This is a genomic window from Rossellomorea aquimaris (assembly GCF_008180865.1).
Lineage (GTDB): Bacteria > Bacillota > Bacilli > Bacillales > Bacillaceae_B > Rossellomorea > Rossellomorea yichunensis.
In genome coordinates this window covers 75,873-96,846 of record NZ_VTEX01000005.1, presented here as the reverse complement: position 1 = coordinate 96,846, position 20,974 = coordinate 75,873, and the positions used below count along the sequence as shown (strand labels likewise).

General features: G+C 42.5%; 21 protein-coding genes. 18 read left to right on the top strand and 3 right to left on the bottom strand.

What is annotated here, in order from left to right:
- Positions 1-43 precede the first annotated feature (43 nt).
- From FZC88_RS18330 to FZC88_RS18320, 3 genes are all read left to right on the top strand, one after another.
- On the top strand, positions 44-598 hold the full coding sequence (locus tag FZC88_RS18330; RefSeq protein WP_148995941.1) for a nitroreductase family protein: 555 nt from the start codon (positions 44-46) through the stop codon (positions 596-598).
- Positions 599-781: 183 nt separating this feature from the next.
- Positions 782-1,234, top strand: a complete 453-nt coding sequence (locus tag FZC88_RS18325; protein WP_148995940.1) for a GNAT family N-acetyltransferase — start codon at positions 782-784, stop codon at positions 1,232-1,234.
- 231 nt (positions 1,235-1,465) lie between these two features.
- Positions 1,466-1,654 (top strand): hypothetical protein, encoded by a 189-nt coding sequence (locus tag FZC88_RS18320; protein ID WP_148969922.1) that lies wholly within the window; start codon positions 1,466-1,468, stop codon positions 1,652-1,654.
- A gap of 174 nt (positions 1,655-1,828) precedes the next feature.
- Here the strand turns inward: FZC88_RS18320 and FZC88_RS18315 are convergent, their stop codons facing one another.
- Positions 1,829-2,794, bottom strand: a complete 966-nt coding sequence (locus FZC88_RS18315) for a quinone oxidoreductase family protein (protein ID WP_148995939.1) — start codon at positions 2,792-2,794, stop codon at positions 1,829-1,831.
- A 379-nt stretch (positions 2,795-3,173) separates the two neighbouring features.
- Between FZC88_RS18315 and FZC88_RS18310 the strand changes: the two genes are divergently transcribed.
- From FZC88_RS18310 to FZC88_RS24140, 10 genes are all read left to right on the top strand, one after another.
- A complete protein-coding gene (locus FZC88_RS18310; protein WP_148995938.1) occupies positions 3,174-4,379 on the top strand; it encodes an MFS transporter in 1,206 nt (401 codons plus the stop codon).
- Between the two features lie 146 nt (positions 4,380-4,525).
- Positions 4,526-5,485 carry an LLM class oxidoreductase gene (locus FZC88_RS18305; RefSeq protein WP_148995937.1) on the top strand — a complete coding sequence of 320 codons (960 nt, stop codon included), beginning with the start codon at positions 4,526-4,528 and terminating at the stop codon, positions 5,483-5,485.
- A gap of 415 nt (positions 5,486-5,900) precedes the next feature.
- The gene (locus FZC88_RS18300) at positions 5,901-6,302 is read left to right on the top strand and encodes a cytidine deaminase (protein ID WP_148995936.1); all 402 of its coding nucleotides are present in this window, start codon (positions 5,901-5,903) and stop codon (positions 6,300-6,302) included.
- Positions 6,303-6,395: 93 nt separating this feature from the next.
- Complete coding sequence (locus FZC88_RS18295; protein WP_262371965.1) at positions 6,396-7,214, top strand: lipid II flippase Amj family protein; 819 nt, start codon at positions 6,396-6,398, stop codon at positions 7,212-7,214.
- 19 nt (positions 7,215-7,233) lie between these two features.
- The gene (locus tag FZC88_RS18290) at positions 7,234-7,656 is read left to right on the top strand and encodes a hypothetical protein (protein ID WP_148995934.1); all 423 of its coding nucleotides are present in this window, start codon (positions 7,234-7,236) and stop codon (positions 7,654-7,656) included.
- 39 nt (positions 7,657-7,695) lie between these two features.
- Entirely contained in the window at positions 7,696-8,169 is a 474-nt protein-coding gene (locus tag FZC88_RS18285) for an HIT family protein (RefSeq protein WP_262371964.1), read from the top strand.
- 8 nt (positions 8,170-8,177) lie between these two features.
- Positions 8,178-9,320, top strand: coding sequence for a winged helix-turn-helix domain-containing protein (locus tag FZC88_RS18280; RefSeq protein WP_148995933.1), 1,143 nt, complete (start codon positions 8,178-8,180; stop codon positions 9,318-9,320).
- A gap of 59 nt (positions 9,321-9,379) precedes the next feature.
- Positions 9,380-10,666, top strand: coding sequence for an MFS transporter (locus tag FZC88_RS18275; protein WP_187443693.1), 1,287 nt, complete (start codon positions 9,380-9,382; stop codon positions 10,664-10,666).
- Between the two features lie 385 nt (positions 10,667-11,051).
- Complete coding sequence (locus tag FZC88_RS18270) at positions 11,052-11,924, top strand: alpha/beta fold hydrolase (protein WP_148996189.1); 873 nt, start codon at positions 11,052-11,054, stop codon at positions 11,922-11,924.
- Between the two features lie 103 nt (positions 11,925-12,027).
- Positions 12,028-12,195, top strand: a complete 168-nt coding sequence (locus FZC88_RS24140) for a hypothetical protein (protein ID WP_187443692.1) — start codon at positions 12,028-12,030, stop codon at positions 12,193-12,195.
- 193 nt (positions 12,196-12,388) lie between these two features.
- Here the strand turns inward: FZC88_RS24140 and ytrI are convergent, their stop codons facing one another.
- Together ytrI and ytrH are read right to left on the bottom strand one after the other, a co-directional pair.
- Positions 12,389-12,892: a sporulation membrane protein YtrI gene (gene ytrI, locus FZC88_RS18265; RefSeq protein WP_148995931.1), complete on the bottom strand. Its 504-nt coding sequence runs from the start codon at positions 12,890-12,892 to the stop codon at positions 12,389-12,391.
- Positions 12,889-13,224, bottom strand: coding sequence for a sporulation membrane protein YtrH (ytrH, locus tag FZC88_RS18260; protein ID WP_044339284.1), 336 nt, complete (start codon positions 13,222-13,224; stop codon positions 12,889-12,891). The genes ytrI and ytrH overlap by 4 nt, the downstream gene beginning before the upstream one ends.
- A 137-nt stretch (positions 13,225-13,361) precedes the next feature.
- On the opposite strand from ytrH, the gene dnaE reads away from it, so the two are divergent.
- The 5 genes from dnaE (at position 13,362) to accA (ending at position 20,778) form a co-directional block, all read left to right on the top strand.
- Positions 13,362-16,712: a DNA polymerase III subunit alpha gene (gene dnaE, locus FZC88_RS18255; protein WP_148995930.1), complete on the top strand. Its 3,351-nt coding sequence runs from the start codon at positions 13,362-13,364 to the stop codon at positions 16,710-16,712.
- Positions 16,713-16,876: 164 nt separating this feature from the next.
- Entirely contained in the window at positions 16,877-18,115 is a 1,239-nt protein-coding gene (gene ystJ, locus FZC88_RS18250) for an NADP-dependent malic enzyme (protein WP_148969914.1), read from the top strand.
- Positions 18,115-18,771 carry a FadR/GntR family transcriptional regulator gene (locus FZC88_RS18245; RefSeq protein WP_262371963.1) on the top strand — a complete coding sequence of 219 codons (657 nt, stop codon included), beginning with the start codon at positions 18,115-18,117 and terminating at the stop codon, positions 18,769-18,771. The genes ystJ and FZC88_RS18245 overlap by 1 nt, the downstream gene beginning before the upstream one ends.
- Positions 18,772-18,934: 163 nt before the next feature.
- Entirely contained in the window at positions 18,935-19,804 is an 870-nt protein-coding gene (gene accD, locus FZC88_RS18240; RefSeq protein WP_148995928.1) for an acetyl-CoA carboxylase, carboxyltransferase subunit beta, read from the top strand.
- Positions 19,798-20,778 carry an acetyl-CoA carboxylase carboxyl transferase subunit alpha gene (gene accA, locus FZC88_RS18235; protein WP_148995927.1) on the top strand — a complete coding sequence of 327 codons (981 nt, stop codon included), beginning with the start codon at positions 19,798-19,800 and terminating at the stop codon, positions 20,776-20,778. The genes accD and accA overlap by 7 nt, the downstream gene beginning before the upstream one ends.
- The last annotated feature ends 196 nt before the right edge of the window (positions 20,779-20,974 follow it).

Genomic DNA, 20,974 nt, shown 5'->3' with positions numbered 1-20,974 from the left:
TGTTATCATTTATATGGTATCTATTATGTGAGGAGATTGTACAATGGAAAATGCAAAATCAAATTTAGCAAAAATCATTCGGGAACGCCGTTCGATTAAAAGTGGATATATAGATAAAGAAGTGACAGAGGAAACTGTGCTTGAGATATTGGACGATGCGATCTGGGCACCGAACCATGGATTAAGAGAGCCTTGGCGTTTTATCTTTGTGTCTACCAAAGAGAAGGAAGGCTTTGTAGAAAATCTAGTGAAGACATTTTCTACAGACATGCAGGAGAATAGAAGGAATTATTTCAGCCAACCCGCTGCTTTCCTTATTGTGGTCATGGAGGAAGATCCCAGACAAAAGCAATGGGAAGAGAATTTTGGTGCGGTCAGCTCGCTGATTCAAAACTTTCAGTTGCTGGCTTGGGAACAAAAGCTTGGAGTTGTATGGAAAACGAATCCACATATTTATGATCCAAAAGTGCGTGACTTATTAGACGTGAAGCCTGGCGAGAAGATTGTAGGATTCTTGCATATGGGATACTTTGATAAAGTACCTCAGGTGAGGGATCGAACATCAGCAGAAGAGAAGTTGACGGTTTACAAGAACTAATTCTTGGGGAAAGTCCTATTATAAAAAAGCAAACGACTCTTGACTCGCCATAACGGTTGGGTCTTTTTTTATGGTATCGGTGTTACCGCCGCTCATAAGCAAATCGTTGCCTTTTATCTTTTCAGCAAACGGGTAGTATAATAACTTATAAAAGAAATCCCAATTTTTTAAGCGAGGTAAAAAATGATCATTAGAAAGCGAAAGACAGATGAAGATCTCCCAATGGAATTACTGCTATTGGCCGATCCTTCAGAAGAAATCGTAAAAGAATATGTTACTCGGGGAGAGTGCTTTGTAGCTGAACTTGGACAGGAAATTGTTGGAGTGTATGTATTACTTCCAACAAGACCTGAGACCATCGAGTTAGTGAATGTGGCGGTTGCGGAAGAGATGCATGGCAGAGGGATTGGAAAGCAGCTGGTGATGGATGCTGTTAAGGTAGCAAGCTCCAAAGGTTACAAGACCATTGAAGTGGGTACCGGGAATTCTGGAATAGGCCAATTGGCTCTTTATCAGAAATGTGGATTTAGAATCGTTGGTGTGGATATGGACTTTTTCATCAGACACTATTCAGATGAAATATTTGAGAATGGAATTCAGTGCCGGGATATGATTCGGTTAGCTCAGGATTTATAGACGGCAAGGGGAAAGAGGATGAAACTTGAAAAAAGACCCCGTCCCTACAAGTAAGTAGTTCCAACATTTAATTCTGCACACAGAATCAAACTACTATTTCATATGTGAAAATGATAAAGCAATATTTTTCACAAGAGTAATTAAACCATTATTTTTAAAAATACCTTATAATTAAGTTAAGAAACTGATGAAGTGTCGACCCATATTCTTCATAAGAAAGGGATGATAACGATGACGAAATTATCTTATAGTGGATTAAAATATGGAGAAAGTGATGTGGAAATAAAATTAATGGTGGATATACAAAATGATTGGTTTGAGGTAACGCACACCAAGGAAGTATCTCAAGTAATGAATAAGTCAACCGGTGAGTATATCCAAGTCCATCGAAACACTTTGAAATTTGAGGTTGTATCCTAGTATGAAGAAAATGCAAAATTGAATTTAATGTTAAAGCCATAACGAATAGCTAAATTCGTTATGGCTTTTCTTATGTTAATTTCACAGCTGAATTCGTAATCCTATTTATCACTCTACATTAAATCAGTACTTACCCTACAAGGGATTGGGTCTATTTCATTATGGCTGTCCTTTTTACGGAATCAATAAAACCTTTCCTGTACTTTTTCTGCTTTCCAGGTATTCATGGGCTTTTGCGCCTTCGCTTAATGGAAAGACCGTTGGTTCAGAAACCTTCAACTTTCCTTCTTGGATCCATCCGAATAATTCGTGAGAGCGGGTCACCCGTTCTTCGTGAGACGTCAATACATTCCATAGGTCTCCGCCTGTCAGGGTTTTCGAGGTGTCCATCAGCATTCGGGGATCAACGGAAACAGGATCTCCTCCAGCCATACCGAAGAATACGACCGTCCCTCCGATGCGGGTGACCTCAAAACTGTCCATTAACGTGGAACCTACGGATTCATATACAACGTCCACCCCTTTACCTTCAGTAACATCCTCAACATGCTTTTTCCAGTCATCGCTGTATAAAAACATGTGGTCGGCTCCAGTGGACAACGCCGCTTGTCTCTTTTCTTCCGAGGACGTTAAACCGATGACTGTGCCACCTAGAATCTTGATGATTTGTACAAGGAGCTGTCCCACACCGCCTGCTGCCGCATGGATTAAAGCAGTATCCCCATTTTTGATACTATAGCTGTCTTTCGTTAAGTAATGGGCAGTGAGCCCTTGTAATAAAAGGGAGGCAGCTGTTTCGTACGATATATCGTCAGGCAGTGGAATGGCTTTTTCCTTTGGTACGGCCACAAGTTCAGCGTTCGCATAGGGTACATCTGCAAATGCTATGCGATCCCCGACCTCAATTCCTGTCACGTTGTTTCCAACACGATTGACGATCCCTGCCCCTTCATATCCACATATGTACGGAGGGTTTCCTGCTAAGTGATAGTTTCCTTTTCTTCTATATACATCGGCGAAATTCAGGCCGATTGCCTTCATTTCAACTAAAATGTCATCCCGTCCCATTTGGGGAGAATCGATCTCCTGATAATGGAGGACATCCGGTCCACCGAATTTTTCAAATATGAGTGCTTTCATCATTTACTCTCCTCTATAGAAACATTCATTTTTAGTGTAACCAGTTCCTATCCTTTTGACTAGCAATGAGCTTCCTTCTTCTTATGGGTACTTCCAGGTGCCTATGCCACTTCAAAGTACGTTCTTCCCAAAAAGTTAGCTATCCCTCATAATTCAATTTAGCTTTTCAAACAGTACCTTTTGGATTTAGCAGAAGAGGTTTGAAAAACATATAGGCACAAAAAGGTTCTTAGGTTACAAAAAAGTACCTACATGACTTTAAAGTGCGTACTTACATTCATTATTTGTACCCGTTATCATGATGTGTACAGAGAAACGAAAGGCGCCTTCGATTCTCATATCAATAAACGAACTATCATTTTAAGGAGGAATAAACGTTATGAGTTCAGCCTCAGCTACAATAGATCAGTCAAAAACGAAAGGTGGCACACCGGCGTTACTTGCCCTTGCCATCAGTGCCTTTGGAATTGGAACGACAGAATTTGTACCAGTTGGATTATTATCATCGATTGCAGATGATTTATCGATATCGATTACACTTGCAGGACTATTGATTTCAGGCTACGCAATCGGAGTGGCCATTGGAGCTCCCGTATTGACTGCATTGACCAGTAAGATGAACAGGAAATCCCTTCTTATGTCGTTGATGCTTATATTCATTGTTGGGAACTCGGTTGCAGCACTTTCCACCAGTTTCGGGTTATTGCTCGTTGCCAGATTTATCACCGCATTCTCACACGGGATTTTCTTCTCGATCGGATCGACAATTGCCGCCGATTTAGTACCTGCCCATAAGCGGGCCAGTGCGATCGCCTTTATGTTCACAGGATTGACGGTCGCGACGGTTACAGGAGTACCACTCGGGACATTCATCGGTCAGGCATTCGGCTGGAGAGCCACATTCTGGGGAGTAGCGCTTCTCGGTGTAGTAGGCATCATCGCCAGTTCCATCCTTGTACCGAAGAACTTGAAAGAAGCACCACCAGCTAAGTTCAGTGAACAATTGAAGATTTTAACGAATGGTCGGTTATTATTAGCCTTTGCCATCACAGCACTTGGGTATGGCGGGACGTTCGTCGCCTTCACTTATTTAACACCTTTATTGCAGGACGTGACGGGATTCAGCGCAAAATGGGTGAGTATCATTCTTCTTGTATACGGAATTGCCGTGGCCATCGGAAATGTCGTCGGAGGGAAAGCATCGGACAAGAGTCCTTTAAAAGCGTTATTCTGGATGTTTGTGATGCAAGCCATCATTCTATTAGTTCTTACATTCGCAGCACCATTTAAAGTGGCAGGTCTGATCGCGATCTTCCTAATGGGATTATTCGCTTTCATGAACGTGCCGGGGCTGCAGGTCCTTGTTGTCAACCTGGCTGAAAAGTATGTACCGTCAGCAGTCAATGTGGCGTCAGCCTTGAATATCGCTGCATTTAACGTCGGGATCGCGATCGGTTCCTTTGTTGGTGGGATGATCGTCGATGGAATCGGCTTGATCCATACCCCGTGGATCGGTGCCATCATGGTGGCAGGAGCCGTTGTATTAACAGCATGGCTCCGCGGCATTGAACGAAAATCAGCCTAAGGACGTTAGAATGGCTCAAGTATGGAAAGAACGAGCGGATCAACAGAAGAAACATCATTAGAGCGAAAAGGATATTGTCATGACCAGTTGGACAGGGGCGGCCCTATACGCCGCCTCCTGTCAAGTGAAAAAAGGGAGAGGAAAAGATGAATCCATTCTCACATCACAAAGCTTATAACCGCATGTATAAAGAGGGAGAATTGACGTTAGGCCTTCATATTCCTCTTGAAAATTACCGTTTCGACACCCCGACGATGGAAAAGCAGGTAGAACTGGCACAATTGTCAGAGAAACTTGGTTTCACAAGCCTTTGGTTCAGGGATGTTCTACTCGAGGATCCGAACTTTGGAGATCCTGCAGTTGGGCAGATTTATGACATGCTGATTTATTTAACCTATCTCGCCGGGAAGACCAATGATATTGCACTTGGAACGGCTGCGGCGGTATTGCCGCTTCGCCATCCATTGCGTGTCGCGAAGGAAATCGCCACTATTGATCAATTGTTCCCAGGCAGGGTTCTGCTCGGTGTATCATCGGGTGACCGACGGGCGGACTTTGCTGCACTCGGTGTATCCCATCCGGACCGGAGGCAGACGTTCGTGGAAGCCTATCATTATCTCCAGGACGTCCTGTACAGTGAATTTCCTCATATTGAGTCAACGAGAGGGAATATCCGAGGGGCGAATCTGGTTCCAAAACCGACCACACGCATGCCGACTTTCATTACCGGCTATGCCCAGCAGGACATGAAGTGGTTCGCTGAACATGGAGATGGATGGATGTACTATCCACGCAGTCCTCATGATCAAGAGCTGACCATCCGTCGTTGGAGAAGCCTTGTAGAAGAGTACCATCCAGGTCTCTTCAAGCCATTCAGCCAACCGATGCACCTGGATCTTGCCGACGATCCAAATGAAATCCCAACACCGATCCGCCTTGGCTTCCGGATCGGCCGGAACTATCTCATTGAATTGCTGAACATCTATAAGGCGGCTGGAGTGAATCATCTCTTCTTTGCACTGTTTGACAGTGAGCGTCCGGCTGATGAAGTTATTCAGGAGCTGGGGGAGTATGTGGTACCACACTTTCCAGCGATTCAGAAGTAGAAGGATTGACTGCACCAAAGCTCCCAGGTATTTGATCAAATGCCTGGGAGCTTTTCTTTTTTGTAGGGAAGACGACGGTAGCCCTTGAATGAGGATTATTCGACAAACGGGTCATAAAATGATAATCAGGATCATATATCGAAAATCAGGATCATAAGTTCCCAAAACCGGATCATATTTTCAAAAAGAGGATCATAAAGAGTCCAAACCGGATCATAAATCGCTGGAGAGAGTACTGATCGTAGGTTTTACTCCGACAGAGCCCTTATTCAAGCAGTAAATACGAACATTTCAATAGATTTCTAGTTAGAATAGGAAGATTTCAGCCCTTCATTCGCCTGGTAAAATGAAAATGACCAACGTAGTATAGAGTAAATAGGAAGTTTGCAATTTGCATTTTAGAGGGGGCTAATAGATGAACATTGAAAAAACACTATTCGAAGAAGCGGTAGCCTTAATCGAAAAAAGATACCCGCCAGGTTGGGGCGGTGCTGCTGCTATGTATACAAAAAGAGGAGAGGTCCTTACTAGCGTTTCCCCTGAAATCATCAATGCTTCCACAGAGTTATGTATCGAAACGGGAGCCATACTGGAAGCGCATAAACTGGATACTGAAGTGACTCATTCCATTTGTGTCGTGCGTGATGATGAAAATTCCGAGTACAAAGTTCTAACACCTTGTGGTATTTGTCAGGAGAGGCTTTTCTATTGGGGGGCGAGCGTGAAGGTTGGAATTTTTCATCCTGAAGGTGATCTACTATTTAAGACTTTAAAAGAACTTCAACCTTTTCATTGGTATGAGGCGTATAGAAAATAATGGAGAGCCGAATTCAAGGAATATTTCAAAAATACGGAATGTTCCTTTTTTTAATGCTATAATATGTTTTGGATAAAAAAGGGAGCTGTCGTCGTGGAGTTTGTTTCTTTACCAGTTATATCAATTGCACTATTTATTCTGATTATACATAGCATTGAAACCCTTGCTTATGCTGTCCGGTTATCCGGGGCAAGGGTGAAGCTAATCGCTTCGGGTCTATCTTTGTTTAATATGATGGTCATTGTTTCAAGGATGTCGAATATGATGCAGCAGCCTTTTACAGGCGGTCTCATCGATGCTGCACCAGATGGCAGAGAATTAGAAGTGATAGATGGGCAATTCAGGGTGTTGATTGGTGCCTCTACTTTAGGGACAATCCTGGGAATTATATTATTGCCTACATTCGTTGCTTTGTTCTCCAGGGGAATTATCCACCTTTCAGAGCAGGGAGGTTCTGTTCCCCGATTGATCAAGCTTGGGTTTAAAAATGACCTTTATAAAAGAGGGATCAATCATATCGCCAAACCGGGTAGAAGATATTTGACGGGAATCAATTTCAGGGCAATCCCCAAGAGGTTGTTTTTCATCAATATGATGATTACAGCGGTTTACACGATTGGGGTTCTATCTGCGCTATATGCTGCGATCATCGTACCTGATAGAGGACACAGTGCGACGATGGCTTCGGGATTGATCAATGGTATCGCAACCATTTTACTTACCCTGTTCATTGATCCTAAGATTTCCGTGTTGGCTGATGATGTGGCAAATGGGAAGGGGAATTATACAGAATTAAAAGGTCTTTCCATCATGATGATCATTTCAAGATTGTTCGGGACAGTGATCGCTCAACTGATCTTTATCCCGGGCTCATACTATATTGCCTGGATGTCTCAGTTTTTTGTTAGTTAAGGAAAAGAGGAGGAATCCCATGTCTGGAAGTACATATTTTTACGCATCGGCAGTGCTTGTCCTCCTTTTTTTGATTCCATATTTAATCATAAGGGACATAAAGAAAGGGAGAAAACTCTCTGCCGTTTTCACATCCAATGTCATGCTGTTGATTTTGCTTTTTGTTGCACTGGGTGAAGTATTGAAAGTTTTTCTGAAGGAATCATCCATGATGTATTACAAGCAGGTTTTCTTTTTTGGTATTATCATACTTATTGTCTTACCGCTGTTCCTCCTTTTCTTTTACACTTTGAAAAAAGATATTCAGGAGTGGAAGGATCCTAATGAATATAAACACCAGTGGTTTTTCAAATTCAGGTATCTATTGATGGCTGCTGTAGGTGCTGTATTTATAGGGGCGCTGTTTCGATTTTATCAAATTTTTATTGTATTGTTTTCGTGATTGAGAGGTAAATAAATGTGAATTTTGGAGGTTCCTTGTATGTCAATGAACAATGACCAATGGAAAAAAGATCGGATCGGGTCTGCTCATGCTGGCCGCAATCCTATGGTACTGGCCAAGATGACAAGTGGTTTTTCCGTAATGGGGGATACACAATTTTTACCTGGATATTGTGTCTTGCTACCGTACGTTGAAGTGAATTCGTTGAACGACCTGGATACGAAACAGAGAAGTGAGTATTTACTCGATATGAGCATAATTGGAGATGTCATAACGGAAGTGTGTAAACCGAAACGAATCAATTATTCGATTTACGGAAACGCAGATGCCTTCTTACACGCCCACATTTTCCCCAGGTACGAATGGGAAAGGGAAGAGTATGTGTCAAAACCAGTGTGGAATTATTCTCCAAAACATTGGATAGACAGTACTTACTTATATTCAGAAGAAAAGCATTTGGTTTTAAAAGAAAAACTAATGGAGCGTTTTCATGAAAAAGGATACACGATGTAGGTGAATCAATGGATAATATTGAGCTATTACACAATGAATATAAACTAAAATATCATTCAGAAGAAATTCATTTTTTGAGGAAGGAATTTCAGTTATTTGAATGTTTATTTCGAAGCCCGTCCCGTATTTTCACTCGGGATGAGCTGCTGGATGCAGTTTGGACAAGGGAAGAACCAACTGACAGGACGGTCGATGATCATATCTACAGAGTCAGAAAGAAATTGAAACCCCATTCTTCCATTATGAGTATTGAGACCATAAGGGGAGTGGGGTATAAACTGAAGATCAGGGAAACGGTCAGGGAGAATGTCCTGCTGCAGGACGATGAAGTTTCTTCGAGTATGGCAATGCTTTTTCGTAAATATCACTTATATGGTCAAGGTGATGCCTTGAAGCTTCTGGAGGAAAACCAGTCAGTGTTGGGCTTTGAACTGGAGATACAGAACCGTTTGTACCTTCAATTCATGAAAGGGAATTTCAAATGGATAGCTGAATCGAGGGATCTTCCATTTTGGGATCGATGTTATTACTTACTGCACATATATTCCTACATAGCAGAGGACAAGAATAAGTGTCTGGAGTATTTTACAAAAGCCATGGCCAACCCGAACATTCCAGTAGATCACCGTACTGAACTGGAAATGTTAAATCGGTTACCCCTTCTTGTATTCACCGGTCAGCTGGAAGATGCGGAAATTCTTTTGGCACAATCAAAAAATGCGGTGCAGGAAAGGAAAGTGGATGGGTTTATCCCACTCCTTTCCTTCATTGAGCTCTACATACTATTATCAAAAAAAGATGATGACCGGATAACAGTAAGACTAATGGAAATTGAGAAAGAGCTCCAACATTATCCTTTTTTAAGAGAGAGAGCAAGTTTTATGATCATTAAAGGGATTGCCTCACTGTATAAAGGAGATAGAATCGAAGCGAAACACTTTTTTGATCGAGGGTTGGACCAATTTTCACAAGCAAGATATGTCCCTGGACTATTCATCAGCCTGAATACCATTTTGTTTTACTTGGCTGAATACGAGACAGACCTGGACTTATCCCGGGTATATTCCCTTCAATTGAAGAAATATGAGGAAGAGTATCAATTAATTAATCTAGAATCTATCATTCGAAACCAGCTTGAGACTTATCTCTGATATTCCTCTGACATTCATCATTTATTCTTTGATAAAGAATGAATGTGGAGGGATCAGGTATGGGGGAAAATCCATCGATCTGGAAAGATCAAAATTTCATCAAGTTTTTTTCAGCTAATGCACTATCGAATCTTGGGAATTGGTTTGATTTCATCGCAGTTCTCATTCTATTCAGGTATACATGGAATGCCGACCCTATGTTGATTGCCATGATCCCTGTTATGTACGCCATTCCGAGTACGTTATTTGGCCAGTTGGCAGGGGTGTTTGTGGACCGGAAAGACAAGCTGAGAATCCTGATTTATTCAGACTGGATCAGGGGATGTCTAACGCTATTGCTTGTGTTTGTGTCCTCCCCTATGGTGGCTCTGTTCGTTCTTCTGTTAAGGAATACCGTTGGAGTGGTCGGCACCCCCGCTCAGCAAGGTTTAGTGAGGAACATTGTAGATGAAGAGAATTTAATGAAGGCTGTTACGATTAACGGTAGCCTGCTTCAATTGGTGAAAGTGGTGGGTCCGCTATTGGGTGGGTCTGTTTCGGGAGTCTTCAGCCCGGACATTTCGATAGGTATCAATTCGGTTGCCTTCATCCTCTCAGGAATCATATTATCAAGGATAGCTTTACGAAATAATGAGAACAACGAAGGAACAACCCCGGATGTTCACGCTCATTTCTTTCGCTCGTGGAAGGAAGGATGGGAAATCGTCTTTAAGAACAGGATCTTGCTGGCAAGTATGCTGTACGGAATGGTCATCACCCTGACGATTCAAATGATCGACGCTCAGCTTGTAACATTATTCAGCGAGGTGTTTCCCAATAAGACAGAGATGACAGGGTGGACGATCTCTGCTATCGGGGGCGGCTCTCTTCTGGTCATTCTTGTTCTTACTAAGCTGGATACAATCAAGAGCTATGGATGGTTCTTCGGGACTGGTAGTCTCCTGATCGGTGTTATGACAGGCGGTTTAGGTTTTCTGGATCATCAAAGTACATTAATAGTAGCAATCTGTTTTGCCTTTATCGGCGGCATTGGCACTGGGATAACATTTACGGCAGTGAATTACATGATCCAGAAGGAACCTCCCACAGAAGCGATAGGAAGAGTGTCGGGTATAGTGGACTCGACGCTAAGTATATTGTTCATTGCCGGTCCCCTTCTTGGCGGTGTACTTATTCATCACTTTGGCGTACTGCATGTGTTCAGGTGGATTGGCGTGGTCCTGATCCTTATAGGAACCGTTGGTATTATCATGAGGAAAGTCATTTGGAAAAAGAATGTGCAAGAGGCAGGAGATGTTATAGCCGGTGTTGAAAGGCGTCTGAGAAGAGAACGTGATTTAGGTTAAACCTAAGATTTTTCATTCTAATGGGAGAGCAAGCTGATGAAAATGAAGGGAATTATTGGGGGTGATACACTTGAAAAACGTCAAATTTAAACTTGAGTACATTCCTATAACGTTCATATTTATCGTGAGTTTAGTTTTACTGTTAACACTTATGAGTGGACTGTCGTCAATAAAGGAAGCTATTACATATGTATTGATCATTGTTTTACTTGGATTTTTAACCATAGATATAAAAAGGAAAACAAACAATAAAAAATCATCAAGCAATGCTTATAAGTATGTGGTGTTAATATTTTTATTTTCTTATTTAGGATTATTTTAAGTGAATCATGTTTTAAGTTTTGGTATCATTGCCAAATATTTTAGCTCAGAAAGGGACGTGACGATGGGGAATTGGAAAAGGAAATTACTACATACAACACGCGGAGTATTTGAGCTATTTATCAAGGGTCAGGGAGCGCCGCTTTGTGTGACCCACCATTATTCAGAATTTAACCAAACCGGTGACTATTTTGCAGAGTCATTTACAAGGACAAACCAAGTCTTTTTAATCAACTTACGGGAAGCCGGTCAATCGGAGAAAGCAAACGAACCCTATCAGCTGAGTATGCTGGAATCCATATTCGACTTGGAAGCGATTCGTGAAGCTTTAGGGTTTCTTCAATGGGGGTTCGCCGGTCATTCAACAGGAGGGATGTTAGGGATACTTTACGGAATCCACTTTTCAGAAAGTCTCCATGTTAATGTGATCGTTGGTGCAGCTGCAAGAGAATATATGACCTTCTCAGAAGATTGTATTTATAATTCTGCGCATCAGGATTTCAACAGGATGCAGGAACTGATAGAAACGTTAAAACAGTCGGATTTACCAATGGAAAAAAGAAAAGAACTAACGGTGGAAAGGACGAAATTGTCTTTGTTCTCGCCTGGAAAATATGGTGAGCTTTTTTCACTAGACATTCATAAAGGGTTGTCTGCTGCACGAATGAACTTTTTTATCCGGGAGTTACAAGTTTATGATGTAAGTAGAAAACTGGAGTTTATTTCAGTCCCCACCTTGGTCATGTGTGGCAGATATGATGTCCAATGTCCTTTACTGTATTCCATTGAGATGGCTGAAGGTATACCTCACTCCAAATTAGTAATCTTTGAGATAAGTAACCATTATCCATTCCTGGAAGAGGCAGAGCGATTTGCGGAAGAGTATGATTTGTTTGTTAAGGGAAATCGTGAGCGTGCATTTATACGGAGTGAATGAAAGAACAGTGTAGAGGTTAAAGTCCTGGTGCAGATTAAAGAAAGATCATGCTGATGATAAGTGGCACTTTCAGCATAGTAGATGAGCTGCTTTTGGACGTGAAATGACTTTCGATTGTCTATTTTCAGCTGGAGTAGGATCCTGGACGGGTCTGAGTGGCCGGATTCGGATTGAAATTCCTGATGAGGAAGCCTTCTGTGAAGAGATTGATCCGGATTGGGCTTTTTTTAATCCTGATTACAGATTATTAATCCTGTTTGGAATTAATTAATCCTGATTTTGATTTATTGATCCTCTTTTTGAATAATTGATCCTCCGTGTCGAATTTTCTTTAAATAGGTATGCATTACGACATGGAGTGCAGCTCTCCCGTCTTCGCTAACCGGCAGCAGAGGCCGCCCAAAATAAGACGAACCTCTCATCAAAAGGCACTAACGCCTCTCCAACAGGTTCGTCCACCAACATCATTCCTCATACTTCAACTCCAACGTAATCTGGGTAGTTGTATAAAAGTACATCTCACGCACTTTCAGATTAAAGGACTTATCATTCAATTTGACCGTTTTGTTTTCAATAATCTTCTTGATGAGTTCCTTATTCCCGTACACCGTTTCTAAGTCTTTAGTCAAAAGGCTCCGCAAATCCTCGCTCAACTGATCCTCTGTTTCGTGAATACTGAGTAACTCGACTTTTGTTTTCGTATTGTTGATGATTTTCACTTTGACTTCCTGGATGGTGAGTTCATGTTCGTTTTCAGTGTTTAGTTGTTTGTATTCTTCTTGAAGATAGGACAAGGTGTTTTTCAGTTTGCTGATGTCGTTTTTCTGTTCTTCTATCTTTTGGGCCTGCTTCTCATGCATGGTTCCGAACATGAATAAGAAGATCATCCAGCTGATGATTCCGCCTACAACCATCCCTGCGAAGAATCGCTGCCAGGAGGGAAGCCGATAAAAGGGTGGGATTCTCATGACGGCATATGCTCCTGTGTGAGCCATGAGATGATCATGGCAGCGGTGTTGGCTCCTCCTAAAGCGGAAAGAATTAAGAGGAATTGTTTGAAGAGTTCTTTTGTCTCCCCGTTCAGAAAACCTTTTTCAAAGCTGTAGACCGTATCGAATGTTCCGCCGATCGCTGCGATGATGGCCCAGATGCGCAGGAAATCGGATAGTCGTCTCATTTCAATGAATAAAGGCTGTCCCATTGCGAATGAAGCCAGCCCGCCGAGGAGTGATCCCCCCAGTAATACCCCCATAGCAATAAAGAAGCTTTTGAATAATTCCGGAAAGAAAGCTTCTGCCATTTCATCATCTCCATCTATTACGTGTCTTTACGATAACTATATGGGATTAGTAGACAAGATATGAGGGAGAACATATTTTCTTTTTTGCGGTTTCTTTCCTATAATAAAAGTATATTGAGAAAAAGGTTGTGCATAACATGTCATTTGTTCATTTACAAGTAGCGAGTGCCTATAGTCTCTTGTCTAGCACGATATCGATAAATGGACTTGTACATAAAGCGAAGAATTCAGGGTATAAAGCACTGGCTTTAACCGATAAAAATATGATGTATGCCGCCATCCCTTTTTATAAGGCGTGTTTAAGAGAAAACATAAAACCGATTATCGGGTTGACCGCAGATATTGCGTCAGAGGAAGGATCCTACCCCCTTGTTCTCCTCGTGAAAAATCAAACGGGGTATCAGAATCTATTAAAGATTTCGAGTGCGATCGGGGCAAAGTCGAAAGATGGTCTCCCGTTAAAGTGGCTCTCTTCCTATAGTGAGGGGTTGATTGCCATCACTCCAGGGATCAAAGGTGAGATTGAGAACCTGTTATTGAATGATGAAAGTGAAAAAGCAAAGGAATGCATCCACACCTATCAACAGATCTTTGGCAGGAATTCCTTTTACTTAAGCCTTCAAAAGCATGGGATTCCGTCTGAAGATACACTTATTCCTTTGCTGCAGCAGGTAGCTGAAGAGACGGGAACGGATATGGTGGCTACCAATGATGTTCAGTATTTAGACCAGGAAGATCATTTCGCCCATGAATGCATGGGTGCGATCAGGGACGGTGTGAAGCTGTCTGAAGATGACAGGGACGTATTAGGTTCACAGGAGTACTACTTCAAGTCCAAAGAGCAGATGGTGGAGTTGTTTTCTGATCATGTAACGGAGCTTGAAAACACGATGAAGATTGCCGATCAGTGTCACCTGACCATCCCTTTCCATCAGCAGCTCCTCCCGAAATATACTCTGCCTGAGGGAGTATCAGCCCTTCAGGAATTGACCCACCTTTGTGAGAAAGGCCTGAGTGAAAGGGTAGAGTCGGTTTCCGATGAGTACATAGAACGATTGGATTATGAGCTTGAAGTCATCGGCAGGATGGGATTCAGCGATTACTTCCTGATTGTCTGGGATTTTATGAAGTATGCCAAGGAAAGAAAGATCCTGACTGGACCGGGAAGGGGATCTGCAGCGGGTTCCCTGGTATCTTACGCATTGAGGATTACAGATGTGGATCCGATCGAACATCATTTGCTGTTTGAACGATTTTTAAATCCTGAACGGGTTTCCATGCCGGATATTGATATCGATTTTCCCGATCACCGACGGGACGAAGTGATCGAGTATGTGGAAGGGAAGTATGGGAGTCTTCACGTTGCCCAGATCATTACGTTCGGGACCTTTGCAGCAAAGGCAGCCCTTCGTGATACAGGTCGTGTATTCGGCTTGAATATGAAGGAGCAGGAACAAGTATCCAAGCTTGTCCCGAATCAGTTGGGGATCACACTGCAGGAAGCCTATGAAAAGTCTAAGGGATTCCGCGAATTTGTGACGAGCTCTGATCATTATAAGAAATTATTTCAGACGGCTCTTAAACTTGAAGGACTTCCAAGACACACGTCGACCCATGCGGCGGGAGTCGTGATGAGTGAAGCTCCGTTAGTGCAGTGGGTACCCATCCAGGGAAGTTCATCCGGAATCCATCTGACTCAATTCTCTATGGATATACTGGAAGAAATCGGTTTGTTGAAAATGGATTTCCTCGGACTCCGTAATCTAAGTATTTTAGAAAGAATTGTGAAGAACGTTCAAATGGGAACCAATAAATCATTCTCCATTGAGTCTATACCCATGAATGATCCTAAAACCTTTGAATTATTAAGTAAAGGACTGACCAATGGGATTTTTCAACTTGAATCAGAAGGAATGCGCAATGTATTAAAAAGACTGAAGCCTAATTCATTTGAAGATATTGTGGCCGTTAACGCGTTGTACCGTCCGGGGCCAATGGAAAACATCCCGACGTATATTAAACGGAAGCACGGCGTGGAGAAGGTGGACTATCCTTTGCCTGACTTAAAGCCGATTCTTGAAATGACTTACGGCGTCATTGTATATCAGGAACAAATCATGCAAATTGCTTCGAAAATGGCCGGTTTCTCCCTAGGGGAAGCAGATTTGCTCAGAAGAGCGGTTTCGAAGAAGAAAAAGGATGTCCTCGATCAGGAACGGGAGCATTTTGTTTCCGGTTCAATACGGAAAGGATATACCGAAGAAGTCGCGCACACCATTTATGACTTGATTGTCAGATTCGCAGATTATGGATTCAACCGATCCCATGCTGTTGCCTATAGTATGATCGCCTATCAATTGGCTTATTTAAAGGCACATTACCCTGCTTTTTTCTTATCATCCCTCCTGACATCGGTAGTGGGAAATGAGACGAAAGTGGCTCAGTATATCCGGGAAGCAAAGCTTTATGATATTGAGATCCTGCCCCCATCCATTAATACGAGTCAATTTGTATTTACGGTAGAAAGTAAGAACAGAATCCGTTACAGCTTAGGGGCTATCAAAGGAATAGGGGCAGCTGCTTTAAAGGAAATCATCCGTGCCAGAAAAGAAAAACCATTTCAGGACCTGTTTGATGTTTGCATGAGGGTATCTTCCAAAACGATTAACCGGAAAATCCTCGAAAATTTAGTATTGTCTGGGGCGTTCGATGAATTCGGAATGGACCGTGCCACGCTGCTTGCAAGCCTTGATGTAGCGGCCCAGCATGCGGAACTTGTCAACCCTGAAGGGGATCCCGATCTGTTTCATGAGGAAGAAGCGTTCCTGTTAAAGCCTAAGCATGTCGAAGTAGAGGATATGACGATCGATATCAAGCTTCAATTCGAGAAGCAGGTGCTGGGTCTTTACTTATCTGACCATCCCGTTTCATCCTACCGTCACCTGTATGATGATCTTGGCTTACAGCAAATAGCCGATCTTCATAAGGGGTCGAAAATCACATTCGGCGGTTATATTACCGGAGTGAAATCCATCCGGACCAAAAAAGGGGAAGTGATGGCCTTCCTTGAAATCGGTGATGAAAGTGGCGAGATCGAAGCGGTGGTGTTTCCGAATGTCTATCGAAATAATATGACTCGACTAAAAGAAGGGAATATCCTCCTGTTTGGTGGAAATGTTGAAGAACGGAACGATAAGCTTCAGTTCATTGTGAATCAGGTGGAAGCGATGGAAGAAGTGCAGGCGAGAGTGAAAGCAGTGGATCAAAAGCTCTATTTGAAAATTCCCGTCGGTCAGGATGAAGAGGCGTGTACGCAGCGTATTCATCAAACGATTAACCGATTCAAAGGGGAGAATCCTGTCATCGTTTATTATGAACGTGAAAAAAAGAGTGTCCAGCTTCCGGACCATTTACGTGTGTCCCCGTCTCAAGAGGCTCTTAGGGAAATGCAGCAGGTTCTGGGTGAGGCAAATGTCATATTACAATAACATACTTTACTAAAACCAATATTTATATTATTGTTTAATAGAAAAAGGTGGTCAGACCACCTCTATAACTTTATTTTTTTCACTATATATCATGTACATTTAGAAGATTTATGTGAATCATGGATCGACATATAGCATGTAAAGAAACAGAAGGAGTGAGTTGATTGTCATTGCGTGAAGAAGCTCTGCATATGCATCGGGTAAACAAAGGGAAATTAGAAACAACATCCAAGGTGGAGGTCCGGAATGCGGAAGACCTGAGCCTGGCTTATTCCCCAGGGGTGGCAGAACCGTGTAAAGTCATTTATGACAAGCCTGAAACGGTTTACGATTACACAATGAAAGGGAATATGGTAGCCGTTGTTTCAGATGGTACGGCAGTTTTAGGTCTTGGAAATATAGGGCCGGAAGCTTCCTTGCCTGTTATGGAAGGTAAAGCGGTTCTATTCAAGAGCTTTGCCGGTGTTGATGCGTTTCCAATCTGTTTGAACACAACGGATGTGGACAAGATTGTAGAAACCGTTAAACTTCTTGAGCCTACCTTTGGCGGAGTGAATTTAGAAGACATAGCAGCTCCGAATTGCTTTGAAATCGAAGAGCGCTTGAAGAAAGAGACCAATATCCCTGTGTTTCATGATGATCAACATGGTACAGCCATTGTAACTGTGGCAGGTCTGGTGAACGCGCTCAAGATTGTTGGGAAGAAGATGTCAGAAATCAAAGTAGTGGCAAATGGAGCCGGTGCCGCGGGCATGGCGATTATTAAGCTTCTTTACCGTTATGGTGTGAGAGACATCATTATGTGTGATTCCAAGGGAGCGATTTACGAAGGTCGTCCCGAAGGAATGAATGGAATCAAGGACGAAGTAGCCAAGTTTACGAATCGTGATCAGATCAAAGGTGGACTGACAGAAGTACTAAAAGATGCAGACGTATTCATCGGTGTTTCTGTTGCAGGAGCGTTAACAGAAGAAATGGTGGCCTCTATGAAACAGGACCCGATTATCTTCGCTATGGCCAATCCTGTGCCTGAAATTATGCCTCAGTTGGCAAAAGCGGCTGGAGCAAAAGTGGTTGGAACCGGTCGATCCGATTTTCCTAATCAGGTAAATAATGTCCTTGCATTCCCTGGTATTTTCCGTGGGGCACTGGATGTTCGCGCCACTCATATCAATGAGAAGATGAAACAAGCTGCTGTTGAAGCGATTGCGGCTTTAATCGGAGAAGACGAGTTGAATGAGGATTACGTCATCCCTGCACCATTTGATAAGCGTGTAGCACCTGCTGTTGCAGCTGCAGTCGCAAAGGCCGCCATGGAGACGGGAGTGGCACGTTTAAAGGTGGATCCGGAAGATATTCGCAAAAAGACAGAAGATTTAGCGGTAATCGGGAAGAGTGAATGATGTCAGAAGTGAACTCTCTCCATTCCCACGCTAAAGTATATATTGGAATTGTTCACCAATTACGAGAAATGATATCTAAAGACGGCCTCAAGCCGGGTGATAAGATCCCTTCTGAAAGAGAGCTGTCCGAACGATTGAACGTTGGGCGCTCTTCTGTAAGGGAAGCATTACGGGCATTGGAATTGTTGGGCCTGATTGAAACCAAAAGAGGCGAAGGTACCTTTTTAAGGGACTTTCGGGATCATCACCTCATCGATTTGTTAGGAATGTTCATCCTCGAGGACCATAAAGCCCAGGAAGATATTCTTTATACGAAAATGATGATTGAAAAAGAAGCGCTGAAAGATCTATTTTCAGAAAAAAAGAAGATGGATGCCCTTTTTGAGAAAGTGTCAGAAGCGGAAAACCTGGATGATGTGTTCAGGGATATCGTGATGATGAATGCCAATCATTTGGCTCAACGGATTTGGAATATCTTAAATGATTTTGAAACATTGATTTGTGGAGAAATCAAGATTACGGAGCGAATGAGAGAAGAGATTACCCGAATGCTTCAAGGAATAGAAAACCAAGATAAAGAGACTGTGCAAGAGAAGTATAAAAGGGTCAGGGAAATTGTCGATAATGATGCGACAATTTCCAACATCTTTTTTTAAACCTTTCCATTAAACTGATAGTCAAGCAGTTATATATGTGCATTTACTACTAGAAATGAAAGCGGAAGCTGTCCCTGGGAAATTGATTTTAAAGCTGTATCACCTTCATTTTTTTCCTTCAGAAGACGTATAAGCTACTGTAATTAGTTAAGGAGGTTTCACCTTGCTTAAGGAACTTTTTAATAAATCCAAAAAGAAAAAATATGCAACGATCCCTTCTGAAGCGGCTAAACACGACGTTCCAGAAGGCATCATGACGAAATGTCCTGATTGCAAAAAGATCATGTACACGAAAGAACTTCAAAAAAACTTAAAGGTGTGCATTCATTGCGGATTCCATCATGGGATGAGCTCACCAGAGAGAGTCGATAGTTTTATAGATGAAGGTACCTTTAAAGAGCTTGATCATGATCTTGTTTCCGGGAATCCCCTGGGGTTTCCTGATTATGAAGGAAAAGTGGAAAAGGATCGGAAGAAGACAGGTATGAATGAAGCAGTATTAACTGGTTCAGGTAAGGTAAACGGAATCGAAGTGGTGACGGCCATCATGGATTCACGCTTCAGAATGGGAAGTATGGGCTCTGTGGTCGGAGAGAAAATTACGAGAGCCATCGAAGAAGCCGACAAGCGAAAAGTCCCATTCATCATCTTCACGGCATCTGGAGGCGCGAGAATGCAGGAAGGTGTCCTTTCCTTGATGCAGATGGCCAAGACCAGTGTGGCACTTAATCGATTGAGTGAAAATGGAGGACTCTTCATCTCGATCATGACGCACCCAACGACAGGCGGGGTATCCGCTAGTTTCGCATCCGTAGGGGATTATAATTTTGCTGAGCCGGGTGCACTTATTGGCTTCGCAGGCAGAAGGATCATTGAGCAGACGATCAGGGAAGACTTACCGGAAGACTTCCAAACATCAGAATTTTTATTGAAGCATGGTCAACTTGACGGAGTCATCTCGAGGCTCGAGTTAAAAGAGAAAATCGGGACAGTACTTGATATACATCAGTGGGACGGTGATCTGCCATGGTAAATGAGATGGAATTTGAAAAGCCTGTACTTGAGCTCAAGAAAAAAATAGCCGAGCTGAAGGAGTTCACTCAAAATTCAGACGTCGATTTATCAAATGAAATCGAGAAATTGGAGAGCAGGCTCACGAAGCTTGAAAATGATATCTATGAAAACATGAAGCCTTGGGAAAGGGTTCAGGTAGCTCGACATCCCAATCGCCCGACGACGCTTGATTATATCGGCTATCTCTTTACGGACTTCATCGAAATGCATGGTGACCGTCTGTATGGGGATGACGAAGCCATTGTTTCAGGCGTAGGGAAATTTCATGCTGTCCCGGTGACCATCATCGGCCACCAAAGAGGGAAAGATACAAAAGAAAATATTCGCCGGAACTTTGGGATGCCTCATCCGGAAGGGTACCGAAAAGCCTTACGCTTGATGAAGCAAGCGGACAAGTTCAATCGACCGATCATCTGCTTTATTGATACAAAGGGGGCATATCCCGGTAAAGCGGCAGAGGAAAGAGGGCAAAGTGAAGCCATTGCAAGAAATCTTGTAGAGATGGCAGGCTTGACCGTTCCCGTTATCTGCATGGTCATCGGTGAAGGTGGTAGTGGGGGTGCCCTGGCACTGGGAGTCGGAAACCATATCCATATGCTTGAAAACTCCACTTACTCCGTAATTTCACCTGAAGGGGCGGCAGCCATCCTGTGGAAGGATTCTACACAAGCGAAACGTGCGGCTGAATCCATGAAGATCACAGCACCGGATTTGAAGGAGCTTGGAATCATTGATGAAATCGTTACGGAAGTCAAAGGCGGTGCTCATAAAGATGTCGAAGAGCAAGCACAATATATCAATGATGTACTAAAGGCATCCTTGAAAGAATTAATCCCAATGAAGAAAGATGAATTGATACAGCATCGCTATGAAAAATTTAAAGCGATGGGTGAATATTCTGTTTTAAATGATTTAATTGGGGTAAAATCATAATGAACTATGGACTGACAAATAGGAAATACCATTTGTCAGTCTTTTTCATTAATTTTCCATCAAATTAAAGTTTTGTGACGGTATTTTGAAGGTTTTAACAATTAAAACGCTTCCATTTAATAGATTATTTCGTCTTTAGCATTTCCTTCGAGTAACTTGTTGAGAACCTTGTATCTTCGTGTTATTTTAGAAATAA